This window comes from Blautia sp. HCP3S3_D9, from assembly GCF_052063845.1.
Classification (GTDB): Bacteria; Bacillota; Clostridia; order Lachnospirales; family Lachnospiraceae; genus Blautia_A.
This window is the reverse complement of the sequence record NZ_JBQHWS010000069.1, coordinates 1-18906: the sequence shown is the minus strand read 5'-3', so window position 1 is coordinate 18906 and position 18906 is coordinate 1. Positions and strand designations below refer to the sequence as shown.

Annotated in this window: 15 protein-coding genes, 1 tRNA gene and 1 pseudogene; all 17 read right to left on the bottom strand. The window is 43.9% G+C overall.

What is annotated here, in order from left to right:
• Positions 1–255 precede the first annotated feature (255 nt).
• The gene (locus ACTNES_RS13000) at positions 256–768 is read right to left on the bottom strand and encodes a deoxyuridine 5'-triphosphate nucleotidohydrolase (RefSeq protein WP_291817456.1); all 513 of its coding nucleotides are present in this window, start codon (positions 766–768) and stop codon (positions 256–258) included.
• Between the two features lie 74 nt (positions 769–842).
• Entirely contained in the window at positions 843–1331 is a 489-nt protein-coding gene (gene nrdG / locus ACTNES_RS12995) for an anaerobic ribonucleoside-triphosphate reductase activating protein (protein ID WP_291804609.1), read from the bottom strand.
• Between the two features lie 6 nt (positions 1332–1337).
• Entirely contained in the window at positions 1338–3431 is a 2094-nt protein-coding gene (locus ACTNES_RS12990) for a polyribonucleotide nucleotidyltransferase (RefSeq protein WP_441039565.1), read from the bottom strand.
• 279 nt (positions 3432–3710) lie between these two features.
• On the bottom strand, positions 3711–3977 hold the full coding sequence (gene rpsO, locus ACTNES_RS12985; RefSeq protein ID WP_008707580.1) for a 30S ribosomal protein S15: 267 nt from the start codon (positions 3975–3977) through the stop codon (positions 3711–3713).
• A gap of 298 nt (positions 3978–4275) precedes the next feature.
• On the bottom strand, positions 4276–5175 hold the full coding sequence (locus tag ACTNES_RS12980) for a bifunctional riboflavin kinase/FAD synthetase (RefSeq protein WP_291817452.1): 900 nt from the start codon (positions 5173–5175) through the stop codon (positions 4276–4278).
• Positions 5176–5288: 113 nt separating this feature from the next.
• Positions 5289–6176, bottom strand: coding sequence for a tRNA pseudouridine(55) synthase TruB (truB, locus tag ACTNES_RS12975; RefSeq protein WP_334303497.1), 888 nt, complete (start codon positions 6174–6176; stop codon positions 5289–5291).
• A complete protein-coding gene (locus ACTNES_RS12970) occupies positions 6173–7135 on the bottom strand; it encodes a DHH family phosphoesterase (RefSeq protein ID WP_291817448.1) in 963 nt (320 codons plus the stop codon). The genes truB and ACTNES_RS12970 overlap by 4 nt, the downstream gene beginning before the upstream one ends.
• 12 nt (positions 7136–7147) lie before the next feature.
• Positions 7148–7540, bottom strand: coding sequence for a 30S ribosome-binding factor RbfA (rbfA, locus tag ACTNES_RS12965; protein WP_118508559.1), 393 nt, complete (start codon positions 7538–7540; stop codon positions 7148–7150).
• A gap of 378 nt (positions 7541–7918) precedes the next feature.
• A complete protein-coding gene (infB, locus tag ACTNES_RS12960; RefSeq protein ID WP_291817446.1) occupies positions 7919–10747 on the bottom strand; it encodes a translation initiation factor IF-2 in 2829 nt (942 codons plus the stop codon).
• 3 nt (positions 10748–10750) lie between these two features.
• Positions 10751–11050, bottom strand: coding sequence for a L7Ae/L30e/S12e/Gadd45 family ribosomal protein (locus ACTNES_RS12955; protein WP_118508557.1), 300 nt, complete (start codon positions 11048–11050; stop codon positions 10751–10753).
• On the bottom strand, positions 11040–11315 hold the full coding sequence (gene rnpM, locus ACTNES_RS12950) for an RNase P modulator RnpM (protein WP_441039561.1): 276 nt from the start codon (positions 11313–11315) through the stop codon (positions 11040–11042). Before rnpM ends, ACTNES_RS12955 begins: the two co-directional genes overlap by 11 nt.
• Positions 11299–12525 (bottom strand): transcription termination factor NusA, encoded by a 1227-nt coding sequence (gene nusA / locus ACTNES_RS12945; RefSeq protein WP_216459833.1) that lies wholly within the window; start codon positions 12523–12525, stop codon positions 11299–11301. The genes rnpM and nusA overlap by 17 nt, the downstream gene beginning before the upstream one ends.
• A 28-nt stretch (positions 12526–12553) precedes the next feature.
• Positions 12554–13018: a ribosome maturation factor RimP gene (gene rimP, locus ACTNES_RS12940; protein ID WP_216459832.1), complete on the bottom strand. Its 465-nt coding sequence runs from the start codon at positions 13016–13018 to the stop codon at positions 12554–12556.
• A gap of 173 nt (positions 13019–13191) precedes the next feature.
• The gene (locus tag ACTNES_RS12935; RefSeq protein WP_441039559.1) at positions 13192–15438 is read right to left on the bottom strand and encodes a DNA gyrase/topoisomerase IV subunit A; all 2247 of its coding nucleotides are present in this window, start codon (positions 15436–15438) and stop codon (positions 13192–13194) included.
• A 175-nt stretch (positions 15439–15613) separates the two neighbouring features.
• Positions 15614–17539 (bottom strand): DNA gyrase/topoisomerase IV subunit B, encoded by a 1926-nt coding sequence (locus ACTNES_RS12930; protein ID WP_291817322.1) that lies wholly within the window; start codon positions 17537–17539, stop codon positions 15614–15616.
• Between the two features lie 308 nt (positions 17540–17847).
• Positions 17848–17919 (bottom strand) — tRNA-Glu (locus ACTNES_RS12925).
• A 236-nt stretch (positions 17920–18155) separates the two neighbouring features.
• A pseudogene (locus ACTNES_RS12920) lies at positions 18156–18906 on the bottom strand (RNA degradosome polyphosphate kinase); the annotation flags it as partial.

The following is an 18906-nucleotide window of genomic DNA, read 5'->3' as shown; positions in this document are numbered from 1 at the left end:
TGGAAAAGTATCGTTATCTTTTTCAATGCGCAAAGGAAAGCAATGATTTTGATTCATTTATGAAATTCGCAGTGTAGTTTTGTGCAATTTTTCAAATTTGCTCATTTATAGATATGAATTACAAATATTTTGAATCTCAAAATATTATAACAAAGAAAAAGTAGAACGTAAAGTCAAAATATTCATTTCCTTCATATGTTCTACTTTTTAAACACTCTGTCATTAATTTTTAAAACAGAATTTGTGAAATATTTTTTATTTTGCTGTAGTACTTCCGAATCCACCATTGCGGATTTCAGTCGCATCGTCGTCTACTGTAATTCCATACTCTACAAAGATTCCCTGCATAAATCCTGTATCTGCCGGAATTGTCAGAGTTTTATTTTCATTGGAATCGTTTGTAATCTTAGCAAAAATATGTCCTTCGTTGTCTGAGTAGAAATAATCGCTGTCAATGATGCCTACTGTATTGTTGAGCTGGAGACGGTATTTGAAGCCAAGCCCGCTTCTCGGATAGCATTTCAGTACCCATTCCGGTTGCATTTCTACACGGATTCCTGTCGGGATCTTTACTGTTTCGCCTGGTTTCAGGGTAAATTCTGCCGGTGCGAAGAAGTCATATCCTGCACTTCCGGCTGTTGCTCTCTTTGGCAGGCGGATGGATTCGTATACTTTCTCTGCTTCTTCCTGAGACTGTACAAAAGTGTCGATCCAGTCTGCTGTGAAGCGTTCTTTGCTTACTTTATGGAATTTTGCGATTCGTTTCATTTTCATTTTTCCTCTCTTTAGCAAAACAGACAGTTCAGGTACACCTGAGCATACTTGAACTGCCTGTATATTTCTTATTTATGCAATACAACTTTTCCTTCATGAAGAGTTTTGGGAACATCGATCACTCTCTGATTGCTGGAGCCTTTCCATTTCAGGGAAAGTTCTTTCTTGTCCACCTCAAATTCACCGTCTACGCAGACATCCAGATAACGCACGACTTCTTCTTTGCAGATTTCCTCCCAGCGGAAACCTGTATAAAGCCAGATTGTCTTGCCCGGATATCTCTTTCTGATTTCCTTCGCAAAGGCTGTTACCTCAGTGATATTTGCCGGGTGTAGCGGATCTCCGCCGGAGAATGTGATTCCGCTCACATAGTCCTTGTCCAGCTCCTCATAAATCTCTGCACGTTCCGCCTCAGTAAAAGGCAGTCCGCCGTTTGGATCCCAGGTGACAGGATTCTGGCACTCCGGACAGCAGTGATTACATCCTGCTACCCAGAGCACTACACGAAGTCCGTCGCCATTAAGCATATCGTCCTTGGTAATATTGTGATATCTCATAATTTTTTACGCTTCTTCCGGTACGTCCTTCATGCTGAAGCTGATTCTTCCCATCTTGTCTTTGCCAAGGCAGACAACCTTAACTTTATCGCCAAGTGTGAGAACGTCCTCAACACGGTTGATTCTTTCTTTACAGATCTTGGAAATGTGTACCATTCCCTCTTTGCCTGGTGCAAATTCGATGAATGCACCGAACTCTTTGATGCTGACCACTTTACCTGTGAAGATCTGTCCTGCTTCGAAGTCAGTTGCAATGATCTTAACCATGTTAGCTGCCTCATCCATGCTCTTCTGGTCTACGCCGCAGATAGATACTGCACCTTCATCTGTGATGTCGATCTTAACGCCTGTACGCTCGATGATTGTGTTGATAGTCTTTCCTCTCTGACCTACAACATCACCGATCTTCTGAGGGTCGATCTGAATCTGGATGATCTTCGGAGCATATTCGCCTACAGTTGTACGTGGAGCTGCAATGCATTTCTCCATAACTTCTGTCAAGATGTATTCTCTTGCTTCTTTTGTACGTCTGATTGCTTCTTCTACGATCGGTCTTGTCAATCCATGGATCTTGATATCCATCTGGATTGCTGTGATACCGTCATGTGTTCCGGCTACCTTGAAGTCCATATCTCCGAAGAAGTCTTCCAGTCCCTGGATATCTGTCAGAACGATGTAATCATCATCTGTCTCGCCTGTTACCAGACCGCAGGAAATACCAGCTACCGGTTTCTTGATCGGTACGCCTGCTGCCATCAGAGACATAGTAGATGCGCAGATACTTGCCTGAGAAGTAGAACCGTTGGATTCAAATGTCTCAGATACAGTACGGATCGCATATGGGAATTCCTCTTCGCTTGGAAGTACAGGAACCAGTGCTCTCTCAGCAAGTGCACCATGTCCGATCTCACGACGTCCCGGTCCTCTGGATGGTTTTGTCTCACCTACAGAGTAGGACGGGAAGTTGTAGTGATGCATATATCTCTTTGTAGTTTCGAACTCATCAAGTCCGTCAAGTCTCTGTGCTTCTGCAAGAGGAGCAAGAGTTGTAATTGTACAGATCTGTGTCTGTCCACGTGTGAACATAGCAGAACCATGTACTCTCGGGATGATATCTGTCTCTGCTGCCAGAGGACGGATCTGTGTGATCGCACGGCCATCTGGACGTTTATGGTCTTTTAAGATCATTTTACGTACAGTCTTCTTCTGGTACTGATATACAGCTTCGCCAAGAACTGCAAGCCATTCTTCATTGTCAGCAAAAGCTTCTTTCAGCTTCTCTGTTACCTGGCGGATGTTCTCTTCTCTTGTCTGTTTGTCATCAGAGAATACTGCAACTTCCATTTCTTCCGAAGGCACGATTTCTTTGATCGCTGCGAAAAGTTCTTCCGGAACAGCGCACGATTCATAGCTGTGTTTTGGTTTGCCGCATTCTTCTACGATCTTATCGATAAATTTGATGATTTCCTGGTTTACTTCGTGAGCTTTGTAGATAGCTTCGATCATCTTATCTTCCGGAACTTCTTTTGCACCGGCTTCGATCATGATTACTTTCTCTCTTGTGGAAGCTACTGTAAGCTGAAGATCAGAAACATCTTTCTGTGCCATAGTCGGGTTGATGATATACTCACCATTAATGAGACCAACCTGTGTAGTTGCACATGGACCGTCAAACGGGATATCGGAAATGCAGGTTGCGATAGAGGAACCAAGCATAGCCGGGATCTCCGGATTACACTGTGGATCAACAGACATAACCATGTTTACTAATGTTACGTCATTTCTGTAGTCCTTCGGGAACAGAGGACGCATTGGTCTGTCGATTACACGGGAAGTAAGGATTGCATGTTCGCTTGCTTTTCCCTCTCTCTTATTGAATCCTCCAGGGATTTTTCCTACTGCATACATTTTCTCTTCGTATTCAACGCTTAACGGGAAGAAATCGATTCCTTCTCTTGGCTCTTTAGATGCTGTTGCTGTAGATAAAACTGTAGTATCGCCATAATGCATTAATGCAGCACCGTTTGCCTGTTTCGCAACACGGTTGATATCTACTGTTAAGGTTCTTCCAGCTAATTCCATGGAATAACTTTTGTACATACGTTCATTCTCCTTTTTTCATATTGGGGTTGTTATATTACTTTGCAAAACTGCCCACATTATCATTGGGGCTTTTCATGAAATCATTACTTATAAAACAGGAGTCCGAAACAACTGAAAAAACTACTTTCATTAAAATAATCTTTTCAGTAGTCTCGGAAATAACTCCTGTCACATTGCGCAGTTTCTGAACATGCAGACACATCCAGAACAACAATTTAACTTACATAAAAAGGGAGGCGGATGGAAATCCGCCCCCTTCCGCATACTAAAAGGCTATTATTTTCTTAAGCCTAATTTTTCAATCAGTGCACGGTATCTTTCGATGTCTGTTTTCTTCAGGTAAGCTAACAGTCCACGTCTCTGACCTACCATTTTCAGAAGACCACGTCTGGAGTGATGATCTTTATGGTTGCTCTGTAAATGCTCTGTAAGTTCCTGAATTCTTGCTGTAAGAACTGCTACCTGTACTTCCGGTGATCCTGTATCTCCTTCAGTTCTTGCATATTCTTTCATGATTGCTGCTTTCTTTTCTTTTGAAATCATTGTGATTTCCTCCTATATTCTTATAATTATTGTTGATTGACCGCCACATATTAAGAGATGGTCGGAGTATCCTGTCCCTGAACATGGGCTAAATTCACCTTGGTTAGTATAGCACATTGACCTTGGCGTGTAAACCTCTTTTTTTACAAACTTAAAAATAAAAATCTCTGACTATAAAATCCAACATTTTATAGTCAGGTTGTATGCGAAACATTTGTCTGGAGATTTATATGCAGAATATTTTCTACAAGTACAAATTCCTCTTATTTATCAACATTTTATGTTTAAAACAAACGGATTACTTAACCTGTTTAAAGTATTCTTTTCCCTTATCCGCATCTCTCTGCAGCTGTGCTTTCAGCGCTTCCAGCGAAGAGAACTTCTGCTCTGGTCTGAGGAATTTTTTGAAATCCACTTTGCAGTATTCTCCATACAGATTCTTATTGCAGTCAAAAAGGTATGTCTCCACACCGATAAATTTCTCACCACCAACTGTAGGCTTATGCCCCACATTGGTGATTCCCTGATAGTCTTTGTCTTTGAAATGGGAAACGGTAATGTAAACGCCGTTTGGAGGCATCAGTTTCTCCACCGGAGGAATCAGGTTTGTGGTCGGGAGCAGATATTTGTGTCCCATTCCACGTCCATGTTCGATAATTCCTTCCACTGAGAAGTCGGTTCCCATAAGGTAATGGAATTTCTCCATATTTCCTCTGTTCAGTTCTTCTCTGACAAATGTGCTGCTGATCTTACGGCGTCCGTCCATTTCTTTTGGCAGAACTTCCGTATAAAATCCATATTTCTTTCCGAACTCTTTCAGCATGGTGGGAGTTCCTTTCCGCTCATAGCCAAAACGGAAATCCTCTCCAACCGCCACATAGGAGGCCTGCAGGTCCCCTATCAGTATTTCTTTTATAAAATTCTCTGCTTTCATGTGCCGTATTTTCTCAGTGAGCGGGCACTCCAACAGCACATCCACTCCCATTCCTTCCAGAACACGGCATCTCTCTTCCTTTGTGAGGATTGTTCTTGAGGCAGTTCCAAGTGCAAGTACAACCGCCTGTGCACCTTCCTGTTTCTGCTCAATAATTTTCTCAACCAGTTTCTGATGTCCGCGGTGTATACCGTCAAACTTCCCAAGTGTTACCGCACTGTGTGAAATTCTGGGAAAATCATGTTCAATCCTTAAATATTCCATCGTGTCTCCTATAGCCACATTACTGTTCTTCTATTGCAAAAAACAAGCAATCTTATTCTTTCATCAGACTGATACATCATCTGCTTTTATCTGTAACCGGATCATAAATCAGGTCAGAACATTTTTACAGGAAAATATCTGTCTCTCTTTTCATCCCACTGATAAACTCCGGCAAAAAGTCCTTCGCTGTTGCACATACGGATCCATCCGTTTTTCTCCTCTGCATCAACCAGCGCCTGTACAAGAGGATTTCCATTAGCCAGAAGTCTGTCGCCTTCTTTTGTGCAGCATACACGCGGATACTCTGCAAGGATTTTCTCGATGCCGAGAACCTTACTTTCTATCTCACCGTTCTGCGCTGCTTCTTCTGTCTGTGCCAGGGTGATGGCATCATCCAGTGTAAATCTGCCTACCTTTGTGCGCAAAAGAGTTTCCATTGCTGCCCCGCATCCAAGTTTTTCTCCGATATCATAGCACAAAGTACGGATATAGGTTCCCTTGCTGCAGGTCACGCGGAAACGTACAAGAGGCAGCGCAATCTCAAGAATCTCTATTTCATAGAAATGTACAGGTCTTGGTTTGCGCTCTACGGTCTTGCCTTCTCTGGCAAGTTCATAGAGTTTTTTTCCGTTGACTTTCAGTGCGGAATACATCGGAGGAATCTGCATGTAATCTCCTACGAAAGACTCTATTGCAGCTCTCAGTTCCTCTTCTGTGACATGAAGTTCTTCTGCCTGCGAAAGTACAGTTCCGCTCATATCCTGTGTGTCTGTGACAACACCCAGGTGCATCACTGCTTCGTATGTTTTCTCTTTATCCGTGATCATATCCACCAGACGGGTTGCTTTTCCCAGAGCCACCGGGAGTACGCCCTCTGCGTCCGGATCCAGAGTTCCGGTATGTCCAATCTTCTTCATATGAAGAATGCCGCGTAGCTTTGCTACTACATCATGGGAAGTAAAACCTTTTTCCTTGCGGATTACAATTACTCCATCCATCAGACTTCGCACTCCTGAAACTCTTTGCAGATCTGTTCTGTCACATTGTTGATGACATCATATACAGATCCCTGCAGGTCACATCCTGCTGCTCTCATATGACCGCCGCCGCCAAAGTATACCGCGATCTTGCTTACATCGACATTGCCGTTGGAACGGAGGGAAACCTTAAAGGACTGTGTTTCCAGTTCATACAGGAACATGGCAACTTCTACGCCTTCTGTAAGGCGAAGCTGGCTGACAATGCCATCCAGATCTTTGCCTTCTACTCCGTAGAATTCCATGTCTTTTTTCTTAAGATATCCGATAATGCATTTGCCATCCAGAATCAGGATACTTTCTGCAAGAACACGTCCCATAACCTGATTCTGAACGTAAGTTTTCTGATAAAAAGACTCGTCAATGATCTTGCTGAAATTGAATCCTGTCTTCATCAGCTCACCTGCGATACGCATGGTTTCCGGTGAAGTTGAGGAATACTGAAATACTCCTGTATCATGAACCATTCCTGTATAGATCGGTACAGCGATCGTGCGGGTTACTTTCTCAGGATCAAGCAGTCCATAGAGCACCTCACATGCAGAGCTTACTTCGCCCCTGATGTGATTGGTCTGTGCAAATCCCGGATTGCTGATATGATGGTCAATGCAGGCAGTTTTTTTTGCAGTGTCGAAGTACGGACCTGCAAGAGCAAGTCTGTCTCTGGCGCTTACATCGCAGGTAACAAAAAGATCGTACTCTTTGTCACCGTCCAGCTCTGTTTTGATCTCATCCATACAGTCAATATGTCCGAAAACAGGTTTCGGATTATCCAGATAAACATCTACCTGAATTTCCGGATAATAGGTTTTTACATATAAATACAATGCCATACAGGAACCAACGCAGTCACCATCCGGACGGATGTGTCCGCCGATTCCCACTGTTTTTACTCCTTCCAGTATTTCCGAAATATTCTTCATGCATTCACCCTCTCAAATCTCTTCCTGCTCCTCAGCCTGTCTGTGGGAGTTGTCTTTCTTTGTAACGTCATCAATCAGTTTGGACATATTTACGCCGTATTCAATAGATTCGTCCAGAATGAAACGGATCTCCGGTGTGTTTCTCAGATTTAAGTTGCGTGCAAGCTGGCGTCTGATGTAGCCTTCTGCACTCTTGAGGCCTTTGATGGTTGCCTCTTTTGCTTCTTTCTCTCCCAGCACACTGATGTATGCTTTACATGTTTTCAGATCAGGAGCCACTTCTACAGCCATGACAGATGTCATTGGATGAATACGCGGGTCCTTGATCTCGTTGCGGATAATGGTGCTGAGTTCTTTCTGAACTTCTCCATTGATCCGTGTATTCTTAATACTGTTTTTTCTCATTTTAATATACTCCTATATTCAGATATAATAATGATTTTCTCACTCCAGCGTCTGTATCTCCGAACCATTACCGTTCACTTCCGCAGTAATGTTATCAAAACACCTCCTGAAAAACAGCAAACAACGACTCAGAAACATCCGTGTCAAATATCAAATTATATCTGTTACAAATAAGGTGCGCGTCACGCTGTCCGTAACACCATGAATCGCGCACCCCATATTTACATTAACTATCTAGGTACTGTTCACTCCGCTCACAGTACAACGCTCCGCGATGCACAGAATTTATGCTAATCGCATAAATTCGCACTGTATGTCTCGGGATTTTGACATATTCATGTCAAAACACCTCGCGGAATAGTGGTATGTGAACAGTAACTATCTAGGTACTTCTACCATGATATAAGCTTCTACTTTATCTTCTTCCTTGACATCGTTAAATCCGTCAAATACAAGACCACACTCGTATCCTGCCTTAACTTCCTTAACATCGTCTTTGAATCTCTTCAGGGATGCAAGTTCGCCTTCGAAGATCTGCTCGCCTTCTCTGGAAATACGAACCTTGCAGTTTCTCTGGAAGATACCATCCAGGATATAGCTTCCTGCGATTGTTCCAACACCGGATGCTTTGAACAGCTGACGTACTTCTGCATGACCGATAACTTTCTCCTCGAATACAGGATCCAGCATACCCTTCATGGCAGCTTCCACATCTTCGATTGCCTGATAGATGACTCTGTACAGACGAAGATCTACACCTTCCTGCTCAGCAAGCTGTTTTGCTGTTGCATCAGGACGAACGTTAAATCCGATGATGATCGCGTTAGATGTAGCTGCAAGACTTACGTCAGATTCATTGACAGCACCAACACCGCCATGGATTACTTTTACAACTACTTCTTCGTTGGAAAGCTTTGTTAAGCTCTGTTTTACGGCTTCTACAGATCCCTGTACGTCTGCTTTGACGATGATCGGCAGCTCTTTCAGATCGCTTGCCTGAATCTGGTCAAAGAGGTTATCCAGAGACAGTTTGCCCTTAGTTTCTTCAAGAAGACGGTTCTTATTCTCAGATACAAATGCACCTGCGAAGTTCTTCGCTTCTTTATCGCTCTCGAATGAAAGGAGGATCTCACCTGCATTCGGAACATCACCAAGTCCGAGGATTTCTACCGGAGTAGACGGACCTGCTTCTTTAATTCTGCGTCCTTTATCGTCCATCATTGCACGAACTTTACCATTACATGCTCCTGCTGCAATGAAGTCTCCTACATGGAGAGTACCTTTCTGAACAAGGATAGTAGCAACAGGACCTTTACCTTTATCAAGCTGAGCCTCAATTACAAGACCTCTTGCTTCACGGTTCGGATTTGCTTTGAGTTCACAAACTTCTGCTGTAAGCAGGATCATCTCAAGAAGAGTATCGATTCCTTCTCCTGTGTGTGCAGATACAGGAACGAAGATTGTGCTTCCGCCCCAGTCTTCCGGAATCAGTTCATACTCGGAAAGTTCCTGTTTTACACGTTCGATATTTGCACTTGGTTTATCAATCTTATTGATGGCTACGATGATCTCAACACCTGCTGCTTTTGCATGGCTGATAGCCTCTACAGTCTGAGGCATTACACCATCATCTGCTGCTACGACCAGAACTGCGATATCTGTGGAGTTTGCACCACGCATACGCATGGCTGTAAAAGCTTCATGTCCAGGTGTATCCAGGAATGTGATCTTCTGACCGTTAACCTCTACTACAGAAGCACCGATATGCTGTGTGATACCGCCGGCCTCGCCGCGTGTTACGTTTGTCTTACGGATTGCATCCAGAAGAGATGTTTTACCATGATCGACATGACCCATAACACAGACTACAGGTGGTCTCGGAACCATATCTTTCTCGTCTTCTTCGTCCTCTTTGAGGAGTTCTTCGATGACGTCCACTTTCTCTTCTTTTTCTGCGATGATATCGTAATCCAGAGCGATCTCCTGAGCTTTCTCAAAGTCGATCTCATGGTTTACAGTAACCATCATACCTTCCATGAAGAGTTTCTTAACGATCACTGACGGCTGCATCTTCATTGCTTCTGCCAGTTCACGGATTGTCATCTTTTCCGGAAGTGTGATTTCTTTAACCTCAGGTTTCTTCTCTTCCTGTTTTGGCTGTGGAGTTGGTTTCTGCAGAGCTTTCGGGATTCTGGAATTCTTGTTGAATCCACCCTGATTTGGTCTGCGTCCGCCGCTCTGGCTCTTATCGAAATCTTTCTTCTTATTCTTGTTTTCTCTGTCGCGCTCTCTCTTGCTGTCTTTGGAAGTCTTGGTCAGTTCCGGTGCAAATACCATATCATCATTCTTTCTGGTATTCTGGCGCTGTCCCTGACGTCCCTGACCGCCGCCGAAGCGTCCGTCGCGTCCCTCACTTCTGTTTCCATCCGGACGGCCCTGACCATTACCCTGTGGTCTGCCTCCCTGGCGGTTATCGCCCTGAGATCTTCCCTGGCTGCCGAAACGTCCACCCTGACGATTTCCATCGCCCTGGAATCTTCCACCCTGGCCATCACCCTGGGATCTTCCCTGACCGCCGAAACGTCCACCCTGACGATTTCCATCGCCCTGTGGTCTTCCACCCTGGCGTCCCTGACCGTCACCCTGGGATCTTCCCTGACTGCCGAAGCGTCCGCCCTGACGATTTCCATCGCCCTGAGCTCTGCCTTCGCCCTGGAATCTTCCCTGACGGTTTCCGTCTCCCTGCGGTCTTCTGTTACCGGCATTGGAACGGTCTCCATTATTTCTTCTTGGTCTGTCACCATCTGTTCTGTTATCAGAAGATTTTCCTTCTGTATTTCTTGGCGCACCTGTTCTCTCGCCTTCGGCTTTTGCCGGTTTCTTTCTTGTTGTTTTTCCTCCGTCACTTGCATTCTGTGCATGGTAAACACGGATAATATTTTTTTTCTTTTTAGGTGTTTCAGCTTTATCTCCTTCAGATTTTGCTGTTACAACCTTTTCTTCTGTCTTGGGAGTATCCAATTTCGCAATATGCTCCTTTCCCCTGTTATTATTTGAAAATCTATTTTTTACCACCGAAATCAGAGGCTCATCCACCATACTCATATGGCTCTTGACTTCAACACCTCTGGATTTCAGAAACTCGATTACTTCTTTGTTCTGTCGTCCAAGCTCTCCTGCCAGCTCATGTACCCGCAATTTAGACAATTGCTATACCTCCTTCATGATTGCTTTCGCAAAGTTCTCATCCTGGACAGCCAGACAGGCACGGTACTCCTTTCCCATTGCTCTGCCTAAACTCTCTTTATCTGAGAGGAAGTAGATTGGAACTTCGTAAAAACTGCACATGTTCCGAAATTTCTTCTTTGTATTCTCGGAGGCATCCTCAGCCACGATCACAAGCAGTCCTTTTCCGGTCTTAACAGATTTCTCTGTAGAAAATTCTCCGCTTACGGTCTTGCCCGCTTTGGTAGCCAGCCCTATCAGCGACAGTACTTTGTTATTTTTCAATATCTTCCAGCTCCTTTTTAAGTCGTTCATATACTTCGTCCGGAACTGCAGTCTTCAGAGAATGCTCAAGTCCGTGATTCTTGATCGCTTTGTCCAGACATTCTCTGGAAAAGCAGAGATACGCGCCTCTGCCGTTCTTCTTGCCGGTAGTGTCAAGTACGATCTCATCTTCAGTGGTCTTAAGGACTCTGATCATTTCTTTCTTGCTTTTCATTTCCCTGCAGCCGGTACACTGGCGCATAGGAATCTTACTCTTCGTCTTCATTCTCTTCTGCTTCCTGAACTTCTTCAGACTCTTCGTCTACAGGAACCTCTTCTGCTGCATCTTCTGTTTCAACATCATCTGTTTCAATATCATCTGCATCAGCATCTGTAATTTCTTCAGAAGCAGTCTCTTCTGTTTCCTCTGCTTCGTCATCATAATCATAGAAATCACCGGACTCTTTTGCCTGAGTCTCGCTCTTGATATCGATCTTGAAGCCAGTAAGTCTTGCTGCAAGACGTGCATTCTGTCCTTCTTTACCGATTGCAAGAGAAAGCTGATAATCAGGAACAACTACTAAAGCTGTCTTCTCATCAGGATCTGCCATAACTGCGATAACTTTTGCAGGGCTTAATGCATTCTCGATCAGGATTGCCGGGTTCTCATCCCAGTTGATGATATCAATCTTCTCACCGCGAAGTTCCTCAACTACTGCATTGACACGGGCACCGTTCATACCTACGCATGCGCCTACTGCATCTACGTCCGGATCGTTGCTCCATACAGCGATCTTTGTACGGGAACCTGCCTCACGGGCAATGCTCTTGATTTCAACAGTTCCGTCTTTTACTTCTGCTACTTCGGATTCGAAGAGACGTTTTACAAGACCCGGATGAGTTCTGGATACAAGGATACGTGGTCCTTTCGGTGTATCCTTAACTTCGAGGATATATACTTTGATTCTCTCAGTCGGCTCGAAAGTCTCACCTTTTACCTGCTCGTTCTCGCTTAATACTGCATCTGCCTTACCAAGGTTGATACTTACATTCTTGCCCATCACACGCTGTACGATACCGGTTACTACTTCTTTCTCTTTTCCGTAGTATTCGTCAAACAGTACCTTACGCTCTTCCTCGCGGATCTTCTGCAGAATGACGTTCTTTGCATTCTGTGTTGCGATACGTCCGAATTCCTTGGACTGGATCGGAACCTGTACCATTGCGCCGATCTCAGCTCTGGATGTGATCTTTAATGCATCTGCAAGCGAGATCTCCATTGCAGGATCTTCTACATATTCTACGATGTTTCTGTCGGCATACACTGCGAAGTCACATGTTTCCGGATCAATGGTCACATGTACGTTGTCAGCTTTACCAAAATGGTTCTTGCAAGCCTGGATCAGAGACTGCTCGATTGCTTCAAGCAGTGTATCTTTGCTGATATTTTTTTCCTTTTCAAGGATATCCAGCGCCTCCATTAACTCTCTGTTCATTTTTTTCTTATCCTCCCGAATTTATCAACTAAAACTCTATTGCGAGGCGTATCAGGGCTGTGTCTTTCTTGTCAAAAACACGCTCGGTTCCATCCTCATCGATTGTCACACTGTTACTATCATATGCGGTTAAAACCCCGCAGAACTCTTTTTGTTTCTCGATTGGCCGGTAGGTACGGATCTCCACCTGTTTTCCTAAGTTTCTCTCAAAGTCTTTTTCTTTCTTGAGCGGTCTGTCCAGTCCCGGAGAACTGATCTCCATAATGTAACTGTCTTCGATGAAGTCATTCTCGTCCAGTTTGTCGCTGAATGCTCTGCTGACTACTTCGCAGTCATTTACTGTAATTCCGCCTGGCTTATCAATATATCCTCTCAGATACCAATTGCCTGCTTCCTTCACATATTCTACATCAACCAATTCAAAACCGTTTTGTTCTACGATCGGTGCCAGAAGTTCCTCTGCGCGCTTTTCATATTCTTCCCGTCTGCTCATTTTCCCACCTGCCTTTCTATGCAACAAATAAGAGTGGGCTCACGCCCACTCCCATGTTTACAAGTTCTAATTTAGCTGTATTGTAACACCAATTCTTTACAATTGCAAGGCTTTTCCTGTAAAAACCTTGATTTTACTGGATTTGTTGGTTTTTCAGACCGTAAAATAATATTTTATATCCGCGGTTTCGTTCCTTTACTGTCTCGTTTGGACAGTTTCACCTTGTTGAGAACATAAGGTTTGTCATGATAAGTGATCGTATATTCCTGGCGGCTTTCCAGAAGATATGCATGATCCAGCTTATCTCCTTCTGCCAGCTTCATTCCCCTCACACCGATGGATGTTTTCTTCATAGAAGAAATATCCTGCCTCTGGAATCTGAGGAAGTATCCACCCTCACTCTGGAGGACTACCTGTTCCATCTCATCTGCTGAACCTACGAAGATCAGAGAATCTTCTTCTGCTAATTTCGTGGATACAATTGTTCTCTTCGCCACATCAAACTCCGCACCGCTTACCAGCTTACACATAGAAGCTGCTGTAACAAACAAAAGTGTATTTTCTTTTATGGATGCCAGCGGCGCAACGTAAAGCATTCGCTCCTGTGCACTATCATAATTGCTTAAGTTATCTGCCGGCATTCCTTTATCTCTGAAACGCACCAGCGGAATATCCGCAACTTTGATACTGTGCATCTTCCCGTTATCTGTAAAAATACAGATCTTATCTGTATTCATACAGTTAAATACATATTTGTTCTCTGCATTGGCAGCTTCTTTATTTCTCTCATAAGCAGATTTATCAATAATTCTCATGTATCCGAAGCGGTCCATCAGGAATGTAACTTCCATTTCTTCCATCTTCTTCTCTTCATACACAACTTCCTCTGCATTCTCGATCACTGTACGGCGTTTGGTTCCGTATTCTTTCTTGATCTGGTCCAGATCTTTCATGATTACTTCTGCCATGGAATCATAATTATTCAGGATATCTTCATATAATGCAATGTTCTTCATTGTCTCTGCATAGTCTGCCTGAAGTGCTTCGATCTCCAGACCAATCAGCTTGTACAGACGCATATCCAGGATTGCTGCTGCCTGTTTTTCTGAAAAGCGCAGCTTCTGTGCAGCTTTCTCACTGACTTTGCTCTTGAACTTGATTCCCTCTATCACACCATCGACCAGGCATTTCTTTACCTGTTCTCTGTTCTTGCTTCCACGCAGGATCTCGATGATCAGGTCTATCACATCACATGCTTTGATGAGACCTTCCTGAATTTCTTTCTTCTCCTGCTCTTTGTTCAGAAGTGTGGTGTATTTTCTGGTTGTGACATCGAATACGAAGTCTACATGATGCTCAATCACCTGCTTCAGACTCAGTGTCTCTGGTCTGCCGTCTGCAACTGCCAGCATGTTTACGCCAAAGGTATCTTCCAGCTTGGTCTTCTTATAGAGCATATTTGTAAGATTCTCTACATCTGCATCACGTTTCAGATCGAGAACGATACGGATTCCCTCTTTGGAAGACTGGTTGGAGATATCCACGATATCTGTTGTCTTCTTGTTCTCTACCAGGGATGCGATATCATTCAGGAATTTTCCGATATTTGCACCGATCATCGTGTACGGGATCTCAGTGATTACAAGCTGCTGTCTGCCGCCTTTAAGCTTCACTGTCTCCACTTTACCTCTGACACGGAGTTTACCTGTTCCTGTTTCGTAAATCTTGAGCAGATCATCTTTATTTACTACCAGACCGCCCGTCGGGAAATCCGGTCCCTTGAGATAACGCATCAGACCTTTGACGCTGATGTCGTTATTCTTCATATATGCTTTTACCGCATCTACTACTTCACCCAGATTATGAGGCGGGATGCTGGTCGCCATGCCGACCGCGATGCCGTCTGCTCCGTTTACCAGCAAATTCGGGATTCTGACAGGAAGTACCACCGGCTCTTTCTCTGTTTCGTCAAAGTTCGGCATAAAGTCTACTACATTCTTATCCAGATCTTCGAGAAAGACATCCTGTGTCAGTTTCTCCAGTCTGGCTTCTGTATATCGCATGGCAGCTGCACCGTCACCCTCGATAGAACCGAAGTTTCCATGTCCGTCGACCAATGTTTTGCCTTTCTTAAAATCCTGAGCCATTACTACAAGTGCTTCGTAAATAGAACTGTCACCATGTGGGTGATATTTACCCATGGTATCACCTACGATACGGGCACATTTTCTATATGGTCTGTCATAGCGGATGCCCAACTCATACATATCATACAGGGTTCTTCTCTGCACCGGCTTCAATCCGTCACGCACATCCGGCAGGGCTCTGGAGATAATAACGCTCATGGCATAATCGATATAGGATTTCTGCATGACCTCCGCATAGTCGGTAGGGATTACATTCTCCTGTTTTGTTTCCATTTAATTCATTCCTCCATTCAGACACACGATCATGTATCTGCTTATTCATTCAACTTCTATAGCAAATAATCACTTGCAGATATAAGGTTATTGTTCACTTCGCGCTCAGTAATACGCCTCACTGGATATTATCTGTGAGCAGTAACGATATAAGTTTTCTGCAGGATTACAATCATCAGATGTCCAACTCCGCATCCTGTGCATGCTCGTAAATAAATTTCTTTCTCGGCGGAACATCACTTCCCATCAGAACCTCTGTCACGCTGGATGCCAGTCTTGCATCCTCAATCTCCACACGCTTCATCATTCTGGTCTCTGGATTCAAGGTTGTTTCCCAGAGCTGATCTGCGTCCATTTCTCCCAGACCCTTATATCTCTGTAAAGTAAAACTTCCCGGTTTGTGGGAACGTCTGTATTTCTCAAGTGCCTTGTCATCGTACAGATATTCCTCCTGTCCTTTCTTCGGCATCACTTTATATAACGGCGGCATGGCAATGTACACATGTCCCTCTGTGATCAGATCCGGCATAAAACGGTAAAATAAAGTAAGGAGCAGTGTGGAAATATGCGCTCCATCCACATCGGCATCGGCCATGATCACGATCTTGTCATAGCGAAGCTTTGTGATATCAAAGTCATTTCCGTATCCTTCAGAGAATCCGCATCCGAATGCATTGATCATTGTCTTGATCTCTGCATTTGCAAGTACTTTGTCAATGGTTGCTTTCTCCACGTTCAGAATCTTACCTCTGATTGGCAGGATTGCCTGGTAATTTCGGTTACGGGCAGTCTTTGCGGAACCTCCCGCAGAATCTCCCTCTACAATAAAAATCTCACACTGGGACGGATCTTTTTTCTCGCAGTTTGCCAGCTTTCCGTTGGAATCAAAAGAATATTTCTGTTTGGTCAGAAGATTGGTCTTTGCTCTCTCTTCTGTCTTGCGGATCTTAGCAGCTTTCTCTGCGCAGGAAAGAATCGTCTTAAGGGTTTCCAGCTTTCGGTCAAAATAGAGTACCATCTGCTCTCCCACAACCTTACCGGTTGCACGGGATGCATCCTGGTTGTCCAGCTTTGTCTTGGTCTGTCCTTCGAAACGCGGTTCCGGATGCTTGATGGAAACAACCGCTGTCATTCCATTACGGATATCTGCACCTGTGAAGTTCGGATCCTTGTCTTTCAGAACGCCGATTTCTCTCGCATAGGTATTCATGACTGTAGTAAAAGTAGTCTTAAATCCAGTCAGATGAGTACCGCCCTCTGCATTGTAAATGTTATTACAGAAGCCCAGCACATTCTCACGAAATTCATTGGTAAACTGGAATGCCACTTCTACCTGAATACCGTCTGCTTCGCCTTTCAGATAAACCGGATCATGCAGAACTTCCGCACTGTGGTTCAGATCCTTGATAAATCCGATGATGCCGTCCGGTTCATGATAGGTAATATCTTCAACTTCTGTTCCTCTTTTATCTTCAAAATGAATGGTCAGTTCCGGATTCAGATATGCAGTCTCATGAAGTCTGCTCTTTACCTCTGTTGCTGAGAATCTTGTCTTCTCAAAAATCTCCGGATCAGGGAGAAAGTTAATGCTGGTTCCTGTCTGTCTGGTCTTGCCCAGTTTCGGCAGAAGTCCTTCTTCCAGTTCAAGGGTAGGGATTCCACGCTCATAATGATCATGATGTACATATCCGTCACGGCTGATCTTAATGTCAAGATATGTAGACAGAGCATTGACAACAGAAGAACCTACTCCGTGAAGTCCTCCGCTTGTCTTGTAAGCGGAATTGTCAAATTTACCTCCTGCATGCAGTGTAGTAAATACCAGACGCTCTGCTGATACGCCTTTCTCATGCATGTCTACCGGGATTCCTCGTCCGTTATCCGTTACTGTACAGGAGCCGTCTTTTTCCAGAACTACGTGGATCAGGCTGCAGTATCCTGCCAGATGTTCATCTACTGCGTTATCTACGATCTCATAGATGAGATGATTTAATCCTTTTCGTGAAACACTTCCGATGTACATTCCCGGACGCTTACGAACCGCCTCCAGGCCTTCCAGGACAGAGATACTCCCTGCATCATAGGTGTTTTTCTTTGCCATGTCTGTTACATTTCCTTTCTTTCATAATTTGTATACTATATATTCAGATTTATTCAGCTGTCTGTCAAGTAAAAATTTTCTGCAGACATCTATATATTCGAACATTTGTTCTTTTATTATATCCGCAATCCGCAATTATTTCAAGTATACATTTACAAAAATAAGAGAATAGTGAGCCTCTGTAAAACCAAAAGTTCTATATTTCATCCTGATCATATTTCAACTTCAGTGATTCTGAATAAAACCCGAAAAAAAATGACCAGAATCGAAATTCTGATCATCTCTTCTTAAGTTCTCACTATTTTTAGCAGCCAGTACGGGAATCGAACCCGTGTTTTCGCCGTGAGAGGGCGACGTCTTAACCCCTTGACCAACTGGCCATTTGTTTGTCTGTCGTTTGCTCTTCGCTGTCGACTCATTTAATATACACCATCTTTTTCTAAAATGCAAGTACTTTTTTTAAAAAATTTCAATTTTTTTATTTTTCTCGAATTTTTCATGCAAAAAAGCCTGTATTTCCGCGATTTTCGCCTGCAAAAAAGTTTTTAATTTTTTACCTCAAAGCAGAAATGTCATGGCAGCCCTATCGCTTTCCATGACATTTCCTGATTATTTCTTATTCTTCTATATCCTCCGCAGGCTCTGCAGGAATGAATACGCGGGATTTCTTTTCTTCGTGTTTATGAAGTGCTGCCTTCTCCGTTGCCTCCAGACAGAATTCCATCTGTGAGTTGATCTGGGCTTTGCCTCGTTTGTCCGGTTTGATATAAGTGCCGTCTGGCTGCAGGATGTGAGCTTTCACATTATCCTTAAATTCCAGATCAAGTACATATTCCAGTTCTTTCTTGATTTTCTCATCTTCCACAGGGAAAACAATCTCTACCCTGCGGTCAAGGTTACGCGGCATCCAGTCCGCACTTCCCATATAGATTTCCGGGTTTCCGCCGTTTTCAAAATAGAAAATACGGCTATGCTCCAGAAATTCCCCTACAATAGAACGGACATGAATATTTTCACTGATTCCCGGCATTCCTACTTTCAGACAGCAGATACCCCTTACCAGAAGCTCCACCTGAACTCCGCAGGAAGATGCATAATACAGTCCTTCAATGATCTTCGGATCGCAGAGAGAGTTCATCTTTGCACGGATCAGCGCAGGCAGACCTTTCTTCGCATTCTCTGCCTCACGCTCGATCAGACTCAAGAATCTGTCTTTCATCCAGATCGGAGCCACGATCAGTTTATTCCAGCGTTTCGGCTCAGAATATCCGGAGAGCATGTTAAATACCGCTGTTGCATCCTCGCCAAAACGTTCATCGCAGGTAAAGATACCGCAGTCTGTATAGAGTTTGGCAGTAGAATCATTA